Source organism: Maritimibacter alkaliphilus HTCC2654 (genome assembly GCF_000152805.1).
GTDB classification, from domain to species: Bacteria; Pseudomonadota; Alphaproteobacteria; order Rhodobacterales; family Rhodobacteraceae; genus Maritimibacter; species Maritimibacter alkaliphilus.
This window is the reverse complement of the sequence record NZ_CH902578.1, coordinates 1487927-1506324: the sequence shown is the minus strand read 5'-3', so window position 1 is coordinate 1506324 and position 18398 is coordinate 1487927. Positions and strand designations below refer to the sequence as shown.

Sequence of the window (18398 nt, the reverse complement as noted above, 5' to 3'; positions counted from 1 at the left end):
CACACCCCTAGCTATGCGCCGTTAGCACTCACCCCCGGTGAGTGCCAATACCGGACAACGAGAGTTGAGGAGCCTCTGAAATGGCATTTACTCCCCTGCATGACCGCGTGCTCGTCGAGCGCGTCGAAAGCGAAGAAAAGACCGCTGGCGGCCTGATCATCCCCGACAGCGCAAAAGAAAAGCCCGCTGAAGGCGTGGTCGTGGCCGTTGGCGCCGGCGCCAAGGACGAAGATGGCGACCGCATTTCGATGGACGTCAAAGAAGGCGACAAGATCCTGTTCGGCAAATGGTCGGGCACCGAGATCACGCTCGACGGCAAGGAAATGCTGATCATGAAAGAATCCGACATCATGGGCATCATCGCCTGATCGTCGGACCCGGATATTCAAGGATAGGAGCTAATCATGGCTAAGGACGTCAAGTTCGATACCGATGCCCGCAACGCGATGCTGCGCGGCGTCAACACGCTCGCCAACGCTGTCAAAGTGACCCTCGGCCCCAAGGGTCGTAACGTGGTCCTCGACAAGTCGTTCGGTGCCCCCCGCATCACCAAGGACGGTGTGTCTGTCGCCAAAGAGATCGAGCTGGAAGACAAGTTCGAGAACATGGGCGCGCAGATGGTCAAGGAAGTGGCCAGCCGCACCAACGACGAAGCCGGTGACGGCACCACGACCGCCACGGTTCTGGCTCAGGCCATCGTGACCGAAGGCATGAAGTCGGTTGCCGCCGGCATGAACCCGATGGACCTCAAGCGCGGCATCGACCTCGCCACCACGAAAGTCGTGGAAGCGATCCAGGCGGCTGCCCGCCCGGTCAACGACTCGGACGAAGTCGCTCAGGTCGGCACCATTTCGGCCAACGGCGAAACCGCCATCGGCCGCTTCATCGCAGACGCGATGCAGAAAGTGGGCAACGAGGGTGTCATCACCGTCGAAGAGAACAAGGGCATGGAAACCGAAGTGGATGTCGTCGAAGGCATGCAGTTCGACCGTGGCTACCTGTCGCCCTACTTCGTCACCAACGCCGACAAGATGATCGCCGAGCTGGATGACTGCTTCATCCTGCTTCACGAGAAGAAGCTGTCGTCGCTTCAGCCGATGGTTCCGCTGCTCGAGCAGGTGATCCAGTCGCAGAAGCCGCTGCTCATCATCGCCGAGGACGTGGAAGGCGAAGCCCTCGCCACGCTCGTCGTGAACAAGCTGCGCGGCGGTCTGAAAATCGCTGCCGTCAAGGCTCCGGGCTTCGGCGATCGCCGCAAGGCCATGCTTCAGGACATCGCCGTTCTGACCGGCGGACAGGTGATCTCGGAAGACCTCGGCATGAAGCTCGAGAATGTCACGATGGACATGCTCGGCACCGCGAAGACGATCAACATCTCGAAAGAAGAGACCACCATCGTCGACGGCGCTGGCGACAAGGCCGAGATCGAAGCCCGCGTGGCCCAGATCCGCACCCAGATCGAAGAAACCTCGTCGGACTACGACCGTGAGAAGCTGCAGGAACGCGTTGCCAAACTGGCTGGCGGTGTTGCGGTCATCAAGGTCGGCGGCATGACCGAAGTCGAAGTGAAAGAGCGCAAGGACCGTGTGGACGACGCTCTGAACGCGACCCGCGCTGCCGTGCAGGAAGGCGTGATCGTGGGCGGCGGTGTCGCTCTGGTTCAGGGCGCCAAGGCGCTTGACGGTCTGGAAGGCGCGAACAGCGACCAGAACGCCGGTATCGCCATCGTGCGCCGCGCGCTGGAAGCCCCGCTGCGTCAGATCGCCGAAAACGCCGGTGTCGACGGTGCCGTTGTCGCGGGCAAGATCCGCGAAAGCGACGACGTCAAGTTCGGCTTCAACGCCCAGACCGAAGAATATGGCGACATGTTCAAGTTCGGCGTCATCGACCCGGCCAAAGTGGTTCGCACCGCTCTGGAAGACGCGGCCTCGATCGCTGGCCTGCTCATCACCACCGAAGCGATGGTGGCGGACAAGCCGGAAGAAAAAGGCGCCGGCGGCGGTATGCCCGACATGGGCGGCATGGGCGGCATGATGTAAGACGTTTTTCCGCTCAAGCGGAAAAGCGGCTCGCGAGAGGTGTGCGGCGCTGGGCGCCGTGCACCGGAAGCGTCCAGACGGATTTCGGAAAGGGCCGGGCACTCGCTCGGCCCTTTTTCGTTGCGCTGCGTCATTTTCGCGGACGTCTTAAAACCGTCATCGGCAATGCCTATGTGAAGGCGTGTAACATTCAGCACGGGGGACAGACCATGCTCAGACAATTCATTCTTCTGGCGGCCATCGCTTTGGCGACGCCCGCGGTCGCGCAGGACGGCGGCAGTTTCACGCTGGGCGGCGACGCTTATCAGGCCGGACGCACCGTGGACGTGGGCGGCACGGTGGACGGCGACCTTTTCGCAGCGGGCAACCGGGTCGAGGTCGACGGCGAAGTGACCGGCACGGTTCACGCCGCGGGCCGCGTGGTCGCGCTCGACGGTGCGGTGGGCGGCAACGTCTATGCCGCCGGTATGGACGTTGAGGTCGACGGGCCGGTGGCGGGCAATGTCACCGCCATGGGCAACTCGGTCACGCTGGACGACGAGATCGCGGGAAACGTGCGCGCCATGGGCGGTGACGTCACCGTGGGCGGCACCATCGCGGGCAGCGCCATTCTTGGCGGCGAATCCATCGTCGTGGATGGCGAGATCGCGGGCGACCTGTCGATTGCCGGGGCCAATGTGGACTGGGGCGATGCCGCCACGGTCGGTGGCACGATCCTGTATTATGCCGAGGATGCGGACGATGTGAACGTGCCCGAAAGCGTGGCCCCCGCCGAGCGTGTCGAGTTCCGGTCGATGGAAGGCTGGGAAGACGACATCGAGGAAGCGACCGAACAGGCCCGGCCCGGCTTTTGGGCCAAACTTTCGGGCCTCTTCGGTGGTGTGATCCTGACGACGCTGGTGGCCACTCTTGTCGCCGCCCTCGCGCCGAACTTCACCATGACGCTGCGCGAAGGTGCGCTCGCCTCGCCGCTCAGGAGCCTTTGGATCGGTGCGCTGGGGCTGTCGGCGGCCATCGGCTCGACCGTGGTGCTCGCCATGACCGGGATCGGCATCTTCATCGCGCCGCTCGCCATCGCTCTGGCGGTCGCGCTGGGCTTCATCGGCTACGTGATCGGTGCGTATCTGCTGGGGGTCTGGGCCGTGGACGCCGTGGGGCAGGGCCTGCCGGACAGCACGCTCGACCGGGCAATCGCCGCCTTCGTCGGTGCCGCGATCCTCGCTCTTGTCGTGCTGATCCCGTTCATCGGCTGGCTCGCGGTCTTTGCGGTGCTGCTGATCGGCGTCGGGGGCCTGATGATCCGGCTGTTCGGCCCGCGTTTCTACGCGGAGGCCTGATGACGCGCCTGGCCACCCTTGCCTTGATCCTGTCCGCGCTGGCCTTGCCGGCGCGGGCGGACTGCGTCGTGCTTCTGCATGGTCTTGCCCGCACGCCAAACTCAATGCTGGTCATGGAAGAGGCGCTGACCGAAGCCGGGTATCAGGTGGTGAACCAGGATTATCCGTCGACCGAAGCGCCGATCGCGCAGCTGGTCGAGGAGGCCGTGCCGCCCTCCGTCGCGGCCTGCGGCGACCAGAAGGTGCATTTCGTGACGCACAGCTTGGGCGGTATCCTCGTCCGGGCCTGGCTCGAGGACAATCGCCCGAACGACATGGGCCGCGTGGTCATGTTGGCCCCGCCCAATCAGGGGTCCGAGATCGTGGACCGTTTCGCGGATTTCGAACCCTACGGCTGGCTCATGGGGCCGGCCGGTCTGCAACTCGGCACCGGGCCGGACGCGACACCGAACCGGCTGGGTCTGCCTCAGTTCGAACTTGGCGTCATCGCAGGCAACCGTTCGCTGAACCCGATCCTGTCGTCGATGCTTGCGGGCGAGGACGACGGAAAGGTCACGGTGGACAGCACGCGGATCACGGGCATGGCGGATCACATCGTGCTGCCGGTCACGCATACGTTCATCATGTCGAACCCCACGGTCATCGCGCAGGTGCTGCTGTTTCTGGAAAACGGGGCCTTCGATCACGACATGACCTTCGTCGATGCGGTCGAAGAGATCGTGGACGAGATCGAGAACAACTGAACACCCCGTCGCTTGACCGCCATGACGCCGCCCGATAGGGCCAAGGCGACCCAAAGGAGTGACCGACATGCCCACATGGACCGCGCTGACCACGCTGGAAGGCAAGACGAATGCCGACGCGCTGGGCGAGGCGATGGAAGCTCTGACCCCCGAGCCGACCGGGGTCGGTGTCTTCGAACTCGAAGACGACAGCGGGTTGTGGGAGGTCGGCGGCTATTTCACCGAGGAACCGGACCGGGCCGGGCTCGCGCTTCTGTCCGCGATGCATGGCGCGCGGGATTTCGTGGTGTCGGAACTGCCCGAAGTCGACTGGGTGGCCCATGTGAAGCGGGAGTTGCAGCCGGTCGAAGCGGGGCGCTTCTTCGTCTACGGCGCGCATGATGCCGACCGCCTGCCGCAAGGCAAGGTCGGGCTGAAGATCGAAGCGTCGATGGCCTTCGGCACGGGGCATCACGGCACGACGCTGGGCTGTCTGCTGGCTCTGGACCGGATTGCGAACCAAGGTGTCGTCGCGCGCAACGTGGCGGACATCGGGGCGGGCACCGCCGTGCTCGCCATGGCGGCGGCGAAGATCTGGCCGAACCCGGTCATCGCCTCGGATATCGACGAGGTCGCCTGCGACGTGGCGCGGGCCAATGTCCATGCGAACGGGGTCGAGGACCGGGTCCATGTGGTCGAGGCGGCCGGGTTCGATCACCCGGACCTGAAATCGGCCAGCCCCTTCGATCTCGTCTTCGCAAACATCCTCAAAGGGCCGCTCATCAGCTTGGCCCAGGACATGAGCGAGTCCGTCGCACCGGGCGGGCGGGCGATCCTGTCGGGCATCCTGAACCCGCAGGCGGACGAGGTCATCGCGGCCTATGACGCGGCGGGATTCAGCGTCGACCGGCGCGACGAGCATGGCGACTGGACCACGCTCACGCTTTTGCGATCCGCGTAAAATCGGACCGTTGCTGTCATATTGCAGCCTGAATTAAACGTATGATCCAAGGCTGTAACATTCAGCGCGAAGGCAGACCGCCATGGCGGACATGCAGCAAAAACATTTCTCCGATCGCGTCCAGCGCATCGAAAAGGGTCACCGCAACCTGAACAGCGGCTACGTCACGCTCGTGGAGCGGAACGGCGTTCTCGTGCCCGTCAAAAAGGTCCGGGCGCGGCGCGGCTTTCCGTGGCGGGGATTGTTCCTCGTCCTCATCGTGTTCCTGCTGTTCAAGGCGTTCCTGCTGGCCTACCTCGGCCCGGTCACCTACATTGACCAGCACGCCAAACTCGAAGCCGGCGGGCTTGTGGAACAGGCGGGCGCGTGGCTTTTGCGGCCGGATGCGGCGACCGTGTATCTGTCGGGCGTGCTGGCACCGTTCGTGGAGATGGCTCAGGGCTTTCTCGCCCTGACGTTCTGACGGGTCACGACAGGTCGATTTCGACCAGCCCCAGCTTGCGCGCGCTTTCCGTCGACAGGATCGCGGAATTCAGCCCCTCGGAAATCTGGAAGGTGCGGATCGCCTGACGCGTCGCCTCGTCGAGTTCCCCGTGCGGATAGTCGGCATAAAGCCCGCGTGCGGTCAGGGCACGCTGGATCGAGGCGATGAATTCGGGCGTCCAGCGGGGCGGGCAGGGGGTTTCGAAATAGATCTGTTCACGCCCTTCGACGATCCGCGCCTCGGTGACGGTTTCGTATTTGGCGGGCGTGATGATGTTGCCGTTTTCGGCGATCTTGGCCTCTTCCACCAGCCGGTGTTCGGTGACCTGCTCGACCGTGGCGGGGGTCACGTCCTTGCCGTAGCAGGCGCCTGGGCGCGCGCCGGGCGGGCCCATGGTGAAGTCGGTGATGATCTGCTCGTCGCCGAAATCGGCGCGCGTCACCTCTTGGCGCGGCCCGGTCTTGGCGCAGGCGGCCAGCGTGATGGACAGGGCCAACATGGCCCCGGTGGTGCGGACTGTTACGCGATTCATACTGCTCGTGGTCCCGTTTGCGGGTTGTTTGGCCGGACAATAGCGCGATTTGTGGAATCGGGCTAGCCCCGCTGAACCTTCCCCCCGACCTCCCATGCCTCGGTGCGGACCGGGGTGGAGGCGGGCGGCAGGGCGAGGCTGTCGAGCATCCACGAAATATCCTCGACCGTGTCCGCGACCACGTGACCCACGCCGCTTTGCCGCTGGATCTTGCCGGTGACACGCAGGCAGCGCCCGGCGACCACGGCGCGGCGGAAGCGTTCGTAGACGGCACGCCAGACGACGATGTTGGCAATCCCCGTCTCGTCCTCGAGCGTGATGAACACCACGCCGTTCGCCGTGCCGGGGCGCTGGCGCACGAGGACCAGCCCCGCGACCGTGACCCGCGCCCCTTCATGCGGACGGTCGAGCATCCGGTGGGGCACCGCATGGGGCGGGCGCGGCCAGTCGCGGGGGCCGAAGCGGGACAGGAGCGGGGCGGCGGTCATGTGAACAAAATAAGAACAAAGCCGATCGCGGTGCAAGGTGAAACTTGGGCGAACCGGGCTGGACCCTCGTCCCGCCCTTGGCTAGAACACCGCGGACTGTGCATTCGGAGACCAAGATGGCGAAGATCACCTATATCGAGCACGACGGCACCAAGCACGAGGTCGACGTGGCCAACGGGCTGACCGTGATGGAAGGCGCGCGCGACAACGACATTCCGGGCATCGAAGCCGATTGCGGCGGTGCCTGCGCCTGCTCAACCTGCCATGTCTACGTGGCCGAGGAATGGGTCGGAAAGCTCCCCGCGAAAGAGGCGATGGAAGAGGATATGCTCGACTTCGCCTTCGAACCCGACCCGAACCGTTCACGCCTGACCTGCCAGTTGCAGGTGACCGACGCGCTGGACGGTCTGGTCGTCCAGATGCCGGAAAAGCAGATCTGATCCTGCGAAGCGGAGCGCGCTGACGCGCGCGCTCGGTCTCTCGGCCCCGAGGGTCTCGGGCCGCCCGGACCGGCGGTCACGTTTGCGTTGAGGGGCCACGCGACGCTGGCGTTTCGACAGGCGCCTTGGCACTGAAGACAGAGATCATCGGGAGGTCGTCATGAAAGCCATCTGGATCACGCTCGCGCTTTCGGTGTCCGGTCCGGCCATCGCCAAGGAGATCGCGGGGGCGCGCTATGTCGAACCGACCGATGCCTATGGCCATGGCGCGGTGAAGAACGGCGAATATGCCGGGCTGAGGATCGACTATGACGACGGCACCCACAACGTGATCCGGTTCGACGGTGCCGTGTTCGAAGACACCGCGCCGCGCCTGCATGACTTCGACGCGGACGGCACGCCCGAGGTGGTCGCGGTGCTGTCGGGCTTTCGCGTGGGCGCGATGGTGCAGGTTTTCGATTTCGACGGAGACTGGGCGCGGCCCATCGGAAACACCAATCCGATCGGCCAACGCCATCGCTGGCTCGCCATCGCTGGTATCGCCGATTTCAACGGCGACGGGCATGACGATATCGCCTATGTCGACCGCCCGCATCTGGCGCGCACCTTGCGCATCGTGACCGTCGGCATGGCGGGCGGGGCCGCGACGCTCGCGCCCTATGCCAATGCCGAGGGGCTGTCGAACCATCTGCTCGGCACGCCCGAGATCGAGGGCGGTGTGCGCGACTGCGACGGCGCGGTGCCTGCGGTCCTGACCGCGAATGCCGACTGGACCCAGGTGGTCGAGACGGTCTGGCAGGACGGGCGGCTGATGTCGACCGAGGTCGGCCCCTATCGCGGGCCCGAAAGCTTCACGCCACATCTTGCCTGTGAGTGATTTCGCCCCGTGCTTACGCCCGGGACGACCCGCTGGAGGGGCATCGCCATTGTCTCTCGGACCAATGGCGCGACACTGGCGATCCCTCCAGACCTCCGCACGACAGCTGGAGGGGCCAGCCCCTCCAGACCTCCCCGAGGTATTTTCGGACCAGAGAAGATCAGGGGCGGGTCGTGTCGTGGGCGTGCATCTCTTCGAGCGTCGTGGCGAGTGCTGCGGCCTTGACCCGCGGGCGTTTGCGCCACGGCCAGTTGCCGTAGGTCAGGATCGCGCCCATCGCCAAGAGCACGATGGTGGGGATCGCGGCCGTGGCGAGACGCTCGCCGGAGACGCCGGTGGCCAGCATGGAAATGCCCAGAATGCTGCCGAAGAGGAGCGTGCCGAGCCCGATGAGGAACATGCCCCAGCGCCCGCCGCGGATCACGCCGAGGGCCACGAGTTGTCCGGGTCGGGCCTGATCGAGCGCGCGCAGGGTCGCGGCGCAGGCGGCAAGGTGGGTGCGTGCGTCGGGATCGGCGCGGTAGACGCGGGCCGAGGCGTTGTAGCCCAGCGAGCGGCGTCCGTCGGCCGTGTAGAGGTCGAGCCGGACGATCCGGTTGCCCTTCAGGACCTGATTGACGAGGGCGGCGTCCTCGACGTCGCGCAGGTCAAGCGTCCAGTCACCGTCGAGCCGGGCGGTCGTGCCTTCGAGCGTGAGCGTGTCCTGTTTCGCCAGCAGCGCGGGCTTCCAGGTAAAGCTCTGCGCGGTCATCAGAGCGCGCGCCAGCCGATGTCGGAGCGATTGAACCCCTCGGGCCAGTCGATCTGGTCGATCATGGCATAGGCCGTGTCGCGGGCCTCTTGCAGGCTGTCGCCGCGGGCCGTGACGTTGAGGACGCGGCCGCCGTTCGCGGTGATCTTGCCGTCCACTTCGCGGGTGCCGGCATGGAATACCATCTGTTTCGACGTCTCCTCGATCTGGTCGAGGCCGGAGATGACCGAGCCTTTCTCGTAGGCCCCCGGATAGCCGTTCGCGGCCATCACCACGGTCATGGCGTGGTCATCGGCCCAGTTCACCGACCGCCCGGCCAGCCGCCCCTCGGCGCAGGCGATCATCAGGTCCAGCGCCTGTGCGCCCAGCCGCATCATCAGCACCTGACATTCCGGGTCGCCGAAGCGGACGTTGTATTCGACGAGGCGGGGCTGGCCGTTTTCGATCATCAGGCCCGCGTAGAGCACGCCTTTGTAGGGCATCCCGCGCTCGGCCATGACGCGCATGGTGGGCGCGATGATTTCGTCCATCGCCTTTTGCGCGATCTCATCTGTCAGGACCGGGGCGGGGGAATAGGCACCCATGCCGCCGGTGTTCAGCCCGGTGTCGCCATCGCCAACACGCTTGTGGTCCTGCGCCGTGCCGATGGGCAGCAGCGTTTCGCCGTCCGACAGGATGAAGAACGAAGCTTCTTCGCCTTCCATGAATTCCTCGATCACCACCTCGGCCCCGGCCGCGCCGAATTCGCCGCCGAACATGTCGTCGATGGCGGCAAGCGCGGTGTCTTCGTCCATCGCGACGATCACGCCTTTGCCTGCCGCGAGGCCGTCGGCCTTGACCACGATGGGCGCGCCCTGTTCGCGGATGTAGGCCTTGGCGGGATCGGCTTCGGTGAAGCGGGCATAGGCGGCGGTGGGGGCGGAGGCTGCATCGCAGACCTCTTTCGTGAAGCTCTTGGAGGCCTCCAGCCGCGCGGCGGCCTGCGACGGGCCGAAGGCGAGGATGCCTGCCGCCTCGAGCGCGTCGGCCACGCCTGCGGCCAATGGCGCTTCGGGGCCGATGATAACGAAGGTGATCGCGTTCACATTGCAGAAGTCGACGACCTTTTCGCCGTCTTCGATGTCGATCTTGGCGCATTCGGCGATCTCGGCGATCCCGGCGTTGCCCGGCGCGACGATCAGCTTGTCGCATTTCGGGTTCTGCATCACGGCCCAGGCGAGCGCATGTTCGCGGCCACCGCCGCCCAAGATGAGAATGTTCACCGCAAACCGTCCTTCTGCTAGTCAGTGGGGGAATACCCATGCCGGGGCCGAGGGGCAAGGATGCGAAAGCGCCAGTTGTATGAGCGGATTTCGATGCACGAATTCGGGCCGGACGGGCGCCATGCCTTCGAGGCGCTGCTCGGCGCGCAGCAAAAGCTGGGGGAGCGGGAGGCGGCGCTCTGGGTGCGCGAATACCTGCGGTTCGTCTACCTGACTCAGTTGACCAATGCGCCGCTGACGCCTTCGGTCAGGGTGGATGCGGTCTGGCATCTGCACTTGATGCAGGCCGAGGAGTATTGGGAACACTTCTGCGCCGGGGTTCTGGGTAAGCCGCTGACCCATCGCGAGGCGACGGGGGCGGGGGAGGTCAAGCGGCATGGCGAGCAGTATCTTCACACCCTTGCGCTCTACAAGCAGGAGTTCGGGGAACCGCCCGACACGATCTGGGCGCGCGGCCGGGCGCGGCGCTACGTGTCGCCTTTGCTGATCTTCGGCGGCGGTGGGGTTGCGCTGTTTGTCGTGGGGGCGGGGGTCGGTAACGGGCCGATGATCGCGGCGGGCGTCGCGGCGCTGGCGGTGGGGGCGGCGCTGGCGACCCGGCACCGCGACAGGCGCGGGCCCGCGAGTTGTTCGGCGGCCTGTGGCGGGGCGAGTTGCGGCGGGGCCGACTGCGGCGGCGACTGAAGGGCGGCGAACCGGCGGCGATCGGCCGGGTGCGTCGCGGGGCCGGAACAGACCGCCGCGACTGTCCGTTGGTGTGGCGACACGAACGAAGAAAGGAGGACATCATGTCCGAACTGAAGGGCAAGAAAATCGCCATCCTCGCCACCAACGGTTTCGAGCAATCCGAACTGGAAGTGCCGCTGGAGACGTTGAAAAAGGCCGGAGCCGAGGTCCATGTCATTTCGCCGGAAGCCGAGGAAATCATCGGCTGGGACGAAAAGGACTGGGGCCGCGCGGTCAAGGTCGACAAGGTTCTGGGCGACGCCAAGGCCTCGGACTACGACGCGCTGGTGCTGCCGGGCGGTCAGATCAACCCGGACCTTCTGCGCCTGAACACCGAGGCGCTGGCGTTCATCCGCGCGTCATTCGCGGGCGGAAAGACCATCGCGGCGATCTGCCACGCGCCGTGGCTTCTGATCGAAGCTGGGATCGCCAAGGGGCGCCACATGACCTCGTACCCGTCGGTGCGCACGGATGTCGAGAATGCAGGCGGTAAGTGGGAAGACAGCCCGGTCGTGACCGACAACGGGATCGTCACCTCGCGCAACCCCGACGACCTCGACGCCTTCTGCGACAAGATCATCGAAGAGATCAATGAAGGCACGCACCACCGTCAGGCCGCGTGATCTTTCCTTCGGCGTGCGGGTCGGGCATGGTCTGCCCATGTCCGACCTGATCGAAGATTTGGAACCGGGGGGCAATGCCCCTGAATTCACCGTCTCGGAGCTGTCCGGGGCGGTGAAACGCATGATCGAGGGCGAGTTCGGCCATGTCCGGATTCGCGGCGAGGTGGGGCGCGTGTCGCGGCCCCGGTCGGGGCACATCTATCTGGATTTGAAAGACGATCGCGCGGTGATTTCCGGCGTGATCTGGAAGGGCGTGTCGGCACGGCTCGCCACCCAGCCCGAAGAGGGGATGGAAGTGGTCGCCACCGGGCGGCTCACCACCTTTCCGGGGCAGTCGAAGTATCAGATCGTCATCGACGACATCGCGCCCGCGGGTGCCGGGGCGCTCATGGCGATGCTGGAAAAGCGCAAAGCGGCGCTGACGGCGGAGGGGCTGTTTGCGCAGGAGCGCAAGAAGCCCATTCCTTATCTGCCGGAGATCATCGGCGTCGTCACCTCGCCCTCGGGCGCGGTGATCCGCGATATTCTGCACCGCTTGCGCGACCGTTTTCCACGCAAGGTGCTGATCTGGCCGGTGGCGGTGCAGGGCGAACGCTGCGCGCCGGAGGTGACTCGGGCGATCCAGGGTTTCAACGCGCTCACGCCGGGGGGCGCGCTGCCGCGCCCGGACCTCATCATCGTCGCACGTGGCGGCGGGTCGGTCGAAGATCTGTGGGGCTTCAACGAGGAAAGCGTGGTGCGGGCGGCGGCGGCGTCGGATATTCCACTGATTTCCGCTGTGGGGCATGAGACCGATACCACCCTGATCGACTATGCCGCCGACCGGCGCGCGCCCACACCCACGGCAGCGGCTGAAATGGCGGTGCCGGTGCGGCGCGAGCTGATGGCCTATACGGCCGAACTGGGGTCGCGCCTGACCTCGGCGCTGACGCAGGGGATCACGCGCCGGGCGCAGCGGCTGACGGACCTGTCGCGGGCGCTGCCACGCGCCGAGACGCTCTTGGAGACTCCGCGTCAGAGGCTCGACCGGGCGGGCGACCGGCTGCCTGCGGCGCTGATCGCCAAGGTTCGGGGTGAGGAGGTTCGGCTGAACCGGGCCTCCGGCGGTCTGCGGCCCTCCGTGCTGACGAACCGGGTCACGGTGCTGCGCGAACGGGTGGCGGATCGGGCCGGGCGGCTGGGCTATGCGCTCGCGCGTCCGGTGGAGGCGGGCAAGCGCGAGTTGGCGCGGCTGTCGCCAAGGCTCGACCCCGCTCGGATCGACGAGGCGCGGGTTCGCAAAGAGCGGGAGTTCGAGGCTTTGTGCGCGCGGCTGTCGCGGGTCGGCACCGGGCAGATCGAAGGCTGGCAGAAGCGCTTGGATGCGCTCGAGCGGATGCGGGTGACGCTGGGTTATACCGAAACGCTCAAGCGCGGCTACGCGGTGGTGCGGGGCGATGGTGACGTGGTCACGACGCGCGAGGCGGCGGCCCATGCGGGGGCGTTGGAGATCGAGTTCCATGACGGAAGGCTTGACGTGATCGGCGGGGGCGGCGGATCAGCCAAACCGACGGCAAAGGCGAAAAAATCCAAGGATGAGCCGCCAGAGCAGGGCACTCTCTTCTGAAAAAATCGGAAAAGTGCTAGGCGCGCGCGGCAGCGAGGGCCTGTGGCAGGGCCTCGGCGAAGGCGTCCATATCCTCGGGGTGGCCGACCGACACACGGATGCAGCGATCCTCGGGCGCGGCGAAGGGCATCCGCACGAAGATGTCGCGGGCGACCAGTTCGGCCAGAACCCGGCGCGCGAAATCGCCATCGGCGCCACAGTCGATGGCGACGAAATTGGTGGCGGAGGGAAGCGACGTGAGCCCGTTCTCGCGCGCGGTCTCGGCAAGCCGGTCGCGGGCGGCCGACACCTTGCCCTGCACCTGCGCCAGCCACGCATCGTCATGGAGCGCGGCCAGTGCGCCCGCCTGTGAAATGCGGGCCATGCCGAAGTGATTGCGGATCTTGTTGAACGCGGTGATGAGCGGCTCGGCCCCGATGGCGTAGCCCACGCGCGCACCGGCCATGCCGTAGGCCTTTGAGAAGGTGCGCATACGGATGACGCGGGCGTCGTCCGGGTCGATGGCGGGCGCCGCGCCTTCGGGCGCGAATTCGAGATAGGCCTCGTCGAGCACCAGAAGCGTGCCGTCGGGCACCGCGTCGATCATGCGCTGGATGGTCGCCGCATCGTGCCACGTGCCCATCGGATTGTCGGGGTTGGCGATGTAGACGAGCTTGGCGCCGACCTCGCCCGCCTTGGCGATAAGCGCCTCGGGGTCTTCGTGATCGTCACGGTAGGGCACCGTCACCAGTTCGCCGCCGAAGCCGGTCACGTGGTAGTTGAAGGTCGGGTAGGCGCCGAACGAGGTGACGACCTTGTCGCCTTCGCCAACGACCAGCCGAACGAGGTAGCCCAGAAGCCCGTCGATCCCTTCGCCGACGATGATGTTGCCCGCGCCGACGCCCAGCCGGTCGGCCAGTGCCATACGCAGGTCGTAGGAGAGCGAGTCGCCGTATTTCCACGTCTCGGAGGCTTCCCGCGACATCGCTTCGATGGCTTTGGGCGAGGGGCCGAAGACGCTTTCGTTCGCGCCGATGCGGGCCTTGAACGGTCGGCCCCGCTCACGCTCGGCGGTCTCAGGCCCGACGAAGGGGACGGAGGCGGGCAGACGGTCGACGAGTGCGGTGTAGCGGGGGCCATGTGTCATGGCGGCATAATCGTAGAACCGACAGACAACGGCAAGCCGTCGCGTGCGCGCCCGGTGTCGGATCGACCCGCGAAAATCCGTGGTGTCAGTCGAACTTCTTCGACGGTGCGAGCACGGTGGCCTCGCCCTTGAGCACCGGTTTGCCCGCGACCGTGCATTCGGTCTTGAGCTGCACCCGGCGTTTGCCGTGGTCGATCTCCATCACCGTCACTTCGGCGCGCACCACATCACCGGGACGGACGGGACCGAGGAACTTGAGGCTCTGGCCCATGTAGATCGTGCCGTGACCCGGAAGCTGTTCGCCGATCACCGCCGAGATGAGCCCGGCGGTCAGCATCCCGTGGGCGATACGCCCCTCGAAGATCGTGTCCATCGCATAGGCGTCGTCGAGGTGTACGGGATTCCGGTCGGTCGAGACTTCGGCAAACAGCTCGATATCCCGATCCGTCACCTCTTTCATGAGGTGGCGCGACATTCCGATTTCGAGGTCCTCGATGCAAATCGTGCCTCGGGGGAAGTTGTCCAACATGGAATCCTCCGGGTAATTTTAGACGCGCTTTTTGCGACGCTCGGTAACAATATTACTTTGCGGGTGCAGAAACAAGAGCGAAAAGGGCGCAGTTCCGGACCTGCTGTCGCAAGCCGAACGCGCTGGTCGCCGAAAAAGTTCGCAGGGTTGCTTAACGCAACATGCCGATGGCGAAGGTCGGAGTGACCCGCTCGCCCTCGACATAGGCGGCGAGCGCCTGCGCATCCGGGTCGGTCACGGTCCTGGTTTCGGCCCGCGCGAGACCGCCGGTGATGAAGAGCGAATCGATGTCTTCGCCCAAAGCACCCTTGATGTCGGTCTGAATCCCGTCGCCCACGGCGAGCATCCCTTCTGGGCCCACGTTCCGTCCGAGCGCGGCGAGGCGACGGCGGGCGAGATCGTAGATCGGCGGATGCGGTTTGCCGAAGTAAAGGCTCTCGCCCCCCATTTCGGTATACATCCGCGCCACGGCCCCCGCGCACCATTCGCGCACCTCGCCCCGGTCCACCACGATGTCGGGGTTGGCGCAGAGCAGCTTCAGCCCCTTCTGCTTGGCATAAAGCAGATCGGGCCGCCACGTCTCGGGATCGGCGGAGGGGTCGTCGGGGCCAAGGCAGACCAGCCCTTCGGCCTCGGCGATGCCGACACGCTCGACCGCGACCGGGTCGTCGATGATCTCCATCTCGCGGAAAAACCCGTCGCCGGACTGTTCGCCCATGACATGCACCTTTTGCCCCACGGCGCCCGTGAAGAGCGCGGCGCGCGCGGCGTCGCCGGAGGAGGCGATGGTATCCCAGCAGTCATCCGGCAGTCCGAACTTGGCCACCTGTTCGGCCACCGCGTGCCGGTCGCGTGGCGAGTTGGTCAGCAGCACCACGATCTTGCCCGCGTCACGGAACGCTCTCAGCGCCGGGATCGCCTCCGGGTAGACCTTCACCCCGTCATGGACGCAGCCCCACAGGTCGCACAGCAGCACGTCATAGCGGTCGGAAATGTCGGAAAGCGACTGGATGATCTGGGTCACAGGGGTTGGCCTCGTCCGGGTTGCGTCACGGCGATGGGTAAGGGGCGCGCTTCGGGGGATCAAGCGCATTGCGCCCCGGCCCGTGGCGGATCGCCGCAATCGGGGGCAGGGGATACACATCGGCGTAGGCAAATCATATCTAGGAAGGTGAATATGATTTGGAGGCCAGGATGGCAGACAGAACAAGACGCTTCGTGATGATCGGCGGGGCCGCCGCGGCGCTTGCCGCCGTGACCGGAGTTTCGCTCATCGCCGGCGGCAAGCCCGGCTTCGAACAGCGGTTCATGACGGTGGACGAGATGAAAGCGACGGGTGGGCTGATCGTCGACATCCGCACCCCGCCGGAATGGGCCGAGACGGGCGTGATCGACGAGGCGGTGCTTCTCACCTTCACCGACCCGGACCGCTTTCTGGCGCAGGTCGGCCCCGCGCTGGCCGATGGGCGCGACCTGATCCTCGTCTGCCGGTCCGGCAACCGGACGCGGGCCGCGGCGCAGGCGCTGGCAGGGCGGATCCCGAACCGGATCGTGTCGGTCGACGGCGGGATGAAGCGCGTGATCGCGGGTGGTTATCGGACGGTCGCGCCGGGCTGACGCGCCAAAGAAAAAGGGCGCCACACCGGGCGCCCTTTTGGGTCTCTGACCGATCGCCTTACAGGGCGAGGTTCGGGATGATCTGCTTCTTGCGGCTGACGATGCCCGGCAGAACCGCCGTGTCGCCGGAGACCGAAGTCGAGAAGCTCTTTTCGCACAGCGTCTTGACCAGATCGTTGGGGACCAGCAGCGTCGCTTCTTCCTTGAGGATGTCAACGACGAAGAGCAGCACCTGATCGACGCCGTCTTCTTCGGCGACCGTCACCATGGTCTCCATCAGGCTGTCCTTGCGGCCCATCGGCATATCGGGCGCGGTGGTTTCCAGCACCGAGACGCGGAATTTCTTGCCGCCGACTTCGTATTCCTTCGAGTCCATGCGCAGGAGTTCCGCGTCGGAATAGGCCGACACGTCCGACTTGGCCGCGAACATCTCGGCGGCATAGTCGGGGATCGACACACCCAGTTCGGAGGCGAGCGTCTTGGCGACCTCGATGTCACGGTCGGTGGTGGTCGGCGAGCGGAATTCCAGCGTGTCCGACAGGATGCAGGACAGGGCGAGCGCCCGGATTTCGTCCGGCATCTTGGCGGTGTCGTCACCCATCAGGTCGTACATGATGGTGGCGGTGCAGGCGACCGGGCGGATGGTGATGTCGATCGGACCCTTGGTTTCCAGCCCGCCGACCAGCTTGTGGTGGTCGATGATCTGCACGACGTCGGCGTCGTTGATCGCGGCCGGAAGCTCGGCGGGGTTGTTGGTGTCGACGATCACGCAACGCTGGCCCGGCTCGACCTCGCTGATGATGTCGGGTGTCGACTGGCTCCAGCGCTCCAGCACGAAGGCGGCCTCGGTGTTGGGCTGACCCAGCAGCACGGCCTTGGCTTGCTCGCCTTTGATCTCGTTGAGGTACCAGGCCCAGATGAGCGGCGAACCGGTGGAGTCGGTGTCGGGCGATTTGTGACCGAAAACGAGGGTTGTCATACGGGTGCGTCCCTTTGAGCGTTGAAAATTTCGCGCGACCTATAGCGATGTGGCCCGCGGATGTCACGACCCCCTTTGCCGCATGGGCCGCGCAGGGTATCACGGGGGCATGGGCAGAGTGACTGAGACGGACCTATACCCGCCGGTCAAGGCGTGGCTCGAGGCGCTGGGATACGAGGTGAAGGCCGAGATCGGCCCGGTCGACGTGATGGCGGTGCGCGCAGGCGGCGACCCGGTGGTGGTCGAGCTGAAGGCGGGCTTCTCGCTGACGCTCTTGCAACAGGCGGTGGCGCGGCAGTCGGTGACCGATATCGTCTACGTGGCCGTGCCGCGCTGGTCGGGCAAGTCCGGTTGGCGCGCGTTCAAGGGAAATGTCGGATTGTGCAAGCGTTTGGGCGTCGGCGTCCTCTCGGTGCGGCTCGAAGACGGGTTCGTGCAAGTCCACGCCGACCCGACTGAGTTCCGCCCGCGCAAGTCCAGAACCCGCCGCGCCCGGCTTCTGTCCGAATTCGCGCGGCGCGAGGGCGACCCTAACATGGGCGGCAGCCGGAGGCAGGTGATGACCGCCTATAAACAGGAATGCGCCCGGATCGCCGCGCATCTGGCCGCTTCCGGCCCTTGCAAGGGCGCCGAGATCGCCAAGGCCACGGGCGTCACGAAAGCGACCCGGATCATGTATGTGAACCACTTGGGTTGGTTCGCCCGCGTCGACACCGGCACCTACGACTTGACCGAAAAGGGGCGCGCCGAGCATTCCGTCTGACGCGCCCCTCTTCTCTGGTCCAAAAATACCTCGGGGGGGGTCCGGGGGGAGCCGGATGACATCCGTCGACCCGGTCGCGCCCGATTGCGCGATGGGCAGCGCGCCCAGATAGGCCGCGTCGTTTCGCGCGCTGTCGGGCAGGCGCACCACCACGTCGAGGCTTTCGCCGCGCGGGCTTGTCCATTCCGACACGGTCTGGCCTTCGAGCATCGAGGACAGGGTGTCGCCGACGGAGGCGAGCGAAACGCCGAGGTCGAAGGCCGCATCGCGGTCGACTTCGATCCCGATGGTGGGCTGGGGATCGTCGAGCGTGGTGTTGATGTCGACCAGCCCCTCGATCCCGGCCATGTCGTCGGCCAGTTCGCGGGCCAGCTTTTCCAGGACGCGCAGATCGGGGCCGAAGATCTTGATCTCGATCGGCGGTTCCACCGGACCCATGCCGCCCGATGCGCCCACCGAGAATTCGGCGCCGGGGATGGCTTTCAGCGCGTCGCGCACGGGGCTCGTCAGATCCTGCGGGGACCGGCTGCGTTGAT

Annotated in this window: 21 protein-coding genes and 1 pseudogene; 13 read left to right on the top strand and 9 right to left on the bottom strand. The window is 65.8% G+C overall.

Annotated features, from left to right (window positions below; all coding sequences use genetic code 11):
- The first annotated feature begins 80 nt into the window (after positions 1–80).
- The 6 genes from groES (at position 81) to RB2654_RS08305 (ending at position 5522) form a co-directional block, all read left to right on the top strand.
- On the top strand, positions 81–368 hold the full coding sequence (groES, locus tag RB2654_RS08330) for a co-chaperone GroES (RefSeq protein WP_040884603.1): 288 nt from the start codon (positions 81–83) through the stop codon (positions 366–368).
- 33 nt (positions 369–401) lie between these two features.
- Positions 402–2039 carry a chaperonin GroEL gene (gene groL / locus RB2654_RS08325; RefSeq protein ID WP_040884601.1) on the top strand — a complete coding sequence of 546 codons (1638 nt, stop codon included), beginning with the start codon at positions 402–404 and terminating at the stop codon, positions 2037–2039.
- Positions 2040–2248: 209 nt separating this feature from the next.
- Positions 2249–3376, top strand: coding sequence for a DUF8173 domain-containing protein (locus RB2654_RS08320; protein WP_050771945.1), 1128 nt, complete (start codon positions 2249–2251; stop codon positions 3374–3376).
- Entirely contained in the window at positions 3376–4119 is a 744-nt protein-coding gene (locus tag RB2654_RS08315; protein ID WP_008330420.1) for an alpha/beta fold hydrolase, read from the top strand. Before RB2654_RS08320 ends, RB2654_RS08315 begins: the two co-directional genes overlap by 1 nt.
- A gap of 67 nt (positions 4120–4186) precedes the next feature.
- Positions 4187–5059, top strand: a complete 873-nt coding sequence (locus RB2654_RS08310; RefSeq protein WP_040884599.1) for a 50S ribosomal protein L11 methyltransferase — start codon at positions 4187–4189, stop codon at positions 5057–5059.
- 82 nt (positions 5060–5141) lie between these two features.
- Positions 5142–5522 (top strand): hypothetical protein, encoded by a 381-nt coding sequence (locus RB2654_RS08305; protein WP_008330416.1) that lies wholly within the window; start codon positions 5142–5144, stop codon positions 5520–5522.
- A 4-nt stretch (positions 5523–5526) separates the two neighbouring features.
- On the opposite strand, the gene RB2654_RS08300 is transcribed toward RB2654_RS08305, so the two are convergent.
- Positions 5527–6075, bottom strand: coding sequence for a peptidoglycan-binding domain-containing protein (locus RB2654_RS08300; protein WP_040884597.1), 549 nt, complete (start codon positions 6073–6075; stop codon positions 5527–5529).
- 62 nt (positions 6076–6137) lie between these two features.
- Positions 6138–6563 (bottom strand): OB-fold nucleic acid binding domain-containing protein, encoded by a 426-nt coding sequence (locus RB2654_RS08295; protein WP_008330412.1) that lies wholly within the window; start codon positions 6561–6563, stop codon positions 6138–6140.
- Positions 6564–6679: 116 nt separating this feature from the next.
- Here RB2654_RS08295 and RB2654_RS08290 point away from each other — a divergent pair, with 116 nt between their 5' ends.
- Entirely contained in the window at positions 6680–7003 is a 324-nt protein-coding gene (locus RB2654_RS08290; RefSeq protein ID WP_008330410.1) for a 2Fe-2S iron-sulfur cluster-binding protein, read from the top strand.
- A gap of 160 nt (positions 7004–7163) precedes the next feature.
- On the top strand, positions 7164–7880 hold the full coding sequence (locus RB2654_RS08285; protein WP_008330408.1) for an FG-GAP repeat domain-containing protein: 717 nt from the start codon (positions 7164–7166) through the stop codon (positions 7878–7880).
- A gap of 160 nt (positions 7881–8040) precedes the next feature.
- On the opposite strand, the gene RB2654_RS08280 is transcribed toward RB2654_RS08285, so the two are convergent.
- Positions 8041–8631 (bottom strand): hypothetical protein, encoded by a 591-nt coding sequence (locus RB2654_RS08280; protein ID WP_008330407.1) that lies wholly within the window; start codon positions 8629–8631, stop codon positions 8041–8043.
- Positions 8631–9893 carry a phosphoribosylamine--glycine ligase gene (gene purD / locus RB2654_RS08275; protein WP_008330404.1) on the bottom strand — a complete coding sequence of 421 codons (1263 nt, stop codon included), beginning with the start codon at positions 9891–9893 and terminating at the stop codon, positions 8631–8633. The genes RB2654_RS08280 and purD overlap by 1 nt, the downstream gene beginning before the upstream one ends.
- Positions 9894–9953: 60 nt before the next feature.
- Here purD and RB2654_RS22350 point away from each other — a divergent pair, with 60 nt between their 5' ends.
- The 3 genes from RB2654_RS22350 (at position 9954) to xseA (ending at position 12848) form a co-directional block, all read left to right on the top strand.
- Positions 9954–10577: a hypothetical protein gene (locus RB2654_RS22350; RefSeq protein ID WP_008330403.1), complete on the top strand. Its 624-nt coding sequence runs from the start codon at positions 9954–9956 to the stop codon at positions 10575–10577.
- A 104-nt stretch (positions 10578–10681) separates the two neighbouring features.
- Positions 10682–11242 carry a type 1 glutamine amidotransferase domain-containing protein gene (locus RB2654_RS08265; protein WP_040884595.1) on the top strand — a complete coding sequence of 187 codons (561 nt, stop codon included), beginning with the start codon at positions 10682–10684 and terminating at the stop codon, positions 11240–11242.
- A gap of 37 nt (positions 11243–11279) precedes the next feature.
- Positions 11280–12848, top strand: a complete 1569-nt coding sequence (gene xseA, locus RB2654_RS08260; RefSeq protein ID WP_040885563.1) for an exodeoxyribonuclease VII large subunit — start codon at positions 11280–11282, stop codon at positions 12846–12848.
- Positions 12849–12864: 16 nt separating this feature from the next.
- Here the strand turns inward: xseA and RB2654_RS08255 are convergent, their stop codons facing one another.
- From RB2654_RS08255 to RB2654_RS08245, 3 genes are all read right to left on the bottom strand, one after another.
- Positions 12865–13974 carry a pyridoxal phosphate-dependent aminotransferase gene (locus tag RB2654_RS08255; RefSeq protein ID WP_008330400.1) on the bottom strand — a complete coding sequence of 370 codons (1110 nt, stop codon included), beginning with the start codon at positions 13972–13974 and terminating at the stop codon, positions 12865–12867.
- An 85-nt stretch (positions 13975–14059) separates the two neighbouring features.
- Positions 14060–14503 carry a MaoC family dehydratase gene (locus RB2654_RS08250; protein WP_008330399.1) on the bottom strand — a complete coding sequence of 148 codons (444 nt, stop codon included), beginning with the start codon at positions 14501–14503 and terminating at the stop codon, positions 14060–14062.
- Positions 14504–14654: 151 nt separating this feature from the next.
- Entirely contained in the window at positions 14655–15527 is an 873-nt protein-coding gene (locus tag RB2654_RS08245) for a TIGR01459 family HAD-type hydrolase (RefSeq protein ID WP_008330398.1), read from the bottom strand.
- Between the two features lie 170 nt (positions 15528–15697).
- On the opposite strand from RB2654_RS08245, the gene RB2654_RS08240 reads away from it, so the two are divergent.
- Complete coding sequence (locus RB2654_RS08240) at positions 15698–16120, top strand: rhodanese-like domain-containing protein (RefSeq protein WP_083783361.1); 423 nt, start codon at positions 15698–15700, stop codon at positions 16118–16120.
- A 58-nt stretch (positions 16121–16178) separates the two neighbouring features.
- Here the strand turns inward: RB2654_RS08240 and RB2654_RS08235 are convergent, their stop codons facing one another.
- The gene (locus tag RB2654_RS08235) at positions 16179–17099 is read right to left on the bottom strand and encodes a manganese-dependent inorganic pyrophosphatase (RefSeq protein WP_008330396.1); all 921 of its coding nucleotides are present in this window, start codon (positions 17097–17099) and stop codon (positions 16179–16181) included.
- 109 nt (positions 17100–17208) lie between these two features.
- On the opposite strand from RB2654_RS08235, the gene RB2654_RS08230 reads away from it, so the two are divergent.
- Positions 17209–17862, top strand: a complete 654-nt coding sequence (locus RB2654_RS08230) for a DUF2161 domain-containing phosphodiesterase (RefSeq protein WP_040884593.1) — start codon at positions 17209–17211, stop codon at positions 17860–17862.
- Positions 17863–18003: 141 nt separating this feature from the next.
- Here RB2654_RS08230 and RB2654_RS22860 read toward each other — a convergent pair.
- A pseudogene (locus RB2654_RS22860) lies at positions 18004–18360 on the bottom strand (efflux RND transporter permease subunit); the annotation flags it as partial.
- Positions 18361–18398: the final 38 nt, after the last annotated feature.

What these genes read in the sequence shown, in the direction of transcription:
- groES (WP_040884603.1), top strand. Translation starts at nt 81, where the DNA reads ATGGCATTTACTCCCCTGCATGACCGCGTGCTCGTCGAGCGCGTCGAA.
- RB2654_RS08320 (WP_050771945.1), top strand. Translation starts at nt 2,249, where the DNA reads ATGCTCAGACAATTCATTCTTCTGGCGGCCATCGCTTTGGCGACGCCC.
- RB2654_RS08315 (WP_008330420.1), top strand. Translation starts at nt 3,376, where the DNA reads ATGACGCGCCTGGCCACCCTTGCCTTGATCCTGTCCGCGCTGGCCTTG.
- RB2654_RS08310 (WP_040884599.1), top strand. Translation starts at nt 4,187, where the DNA reads ATGCCCACATGGACCGCGCTGACCACGCTGGAAGGCAAGACGAATGCC.
- RB2654_RS08305 (WP_008330416.1), top strand. Translation starts at nt 5,142, where the DNA reads ATGGCGGACATGCAGCAAAAACATTTCTCCGATCGCGTCCAGCGCATC.
- RB2654_RS08300 (WP_040884597.1), bottom strand. Translation starts at nt 6,075, where the DNA reads ATGAATCGCGTAACAGTCCGCACCACCGGGGCCATGTTGGCCCTGTCC.
- RB2654_RS08295 (WP_008330412.1), bottom strand. Translation starts at nt 6,563, where the DNA reads ATGACCGCCGCCCCGCTCCTGTCCCGCTTCGGCCCCCGCGACTGGCCG.
- RB2654_RS08290 (WP_008330410.1), top strand. Translation starts at nt 6,680, where the DNA reads ATGGCGAAGATCACCTATATCGAGCACGACGGCACCAAGCACGAGGTC.
- RB2654_RS08285 (WP_008330408.1), top strand. Translation starts at nt 7,164, where the DNA reads ATGAAAGCCATCTGGATCACGCTCGCGCTTTCGGTGTCCGGTCCGGCC.
- RB2654_RS08280 (WP_008330407.1), bottom strand. Translation starts at nt 8,631, where the DNA reads ATGACCGCGCAGAGCTTTACCTGGAAGCCCGCGCTGCTGGCGAAACAG.
- RB2654_RS22350 (WP_008330403.1), top strand. Translation starts at nt 9,954, where the DNA reads ATGCGAAAGCGCCAGTTGTATGAGCGGATTTCGATGCACGAATTCGGG.
- RB2654_RS08265 (WP_040884595.1), top strand. Translation starts at nt 10,682, where the DNA reads ATGTCCGAACTGAAGGGCAAGAAAATCGCCATCCTCGCCACCAACGGT.
- xseA (WP_040885563.1), top strand. Translation starts at nt 11,280, where the DNA reads ATGTCCGACCTGATCGAAGATTTGGAACCGGGGGGCAATGCCCCTGAA.
- RB2654_RS08255 (WP_008330400.1), bottom strand. Translation starts at nt 13,974, where the DNA reads ATGACACATGGCCCCCGCTACACCGCACTCGTCGACCGTCTGCCCGCC.
- RB2654_RS08250 (WP_008330399.1), bottom strand. Translation starts at nt 14,503, where the DNA reads ATGTTGGACAACTTCCCCCGAGGCACGATTTGCATCGAGGACCTCGAA.
- RB2654_RS08240 (WP_083783361.1), top strand. Translation starts at nt 15,698, where the DNA reads ATGGCAGACAGAACAAGACGCTTCGTGATGATCGGCGGGGCCGCCGCG.
- RB2654_RS08235 (WP_008330396.1), bottom strand. Translation starts at nt 17,099, where the DNA reads ATGACAACCCTCGTTTTCGGTCACAAATCGCCCGACACCGACTCCACC.
- RB2654_RS08230 (WP_040884593.1), top strand. Translation starts at nt 17,209, where the DNA reads ATGGGCAGAGTGACTGAGACGGACCTATACCCGCCGGTCAAGGCGTGG.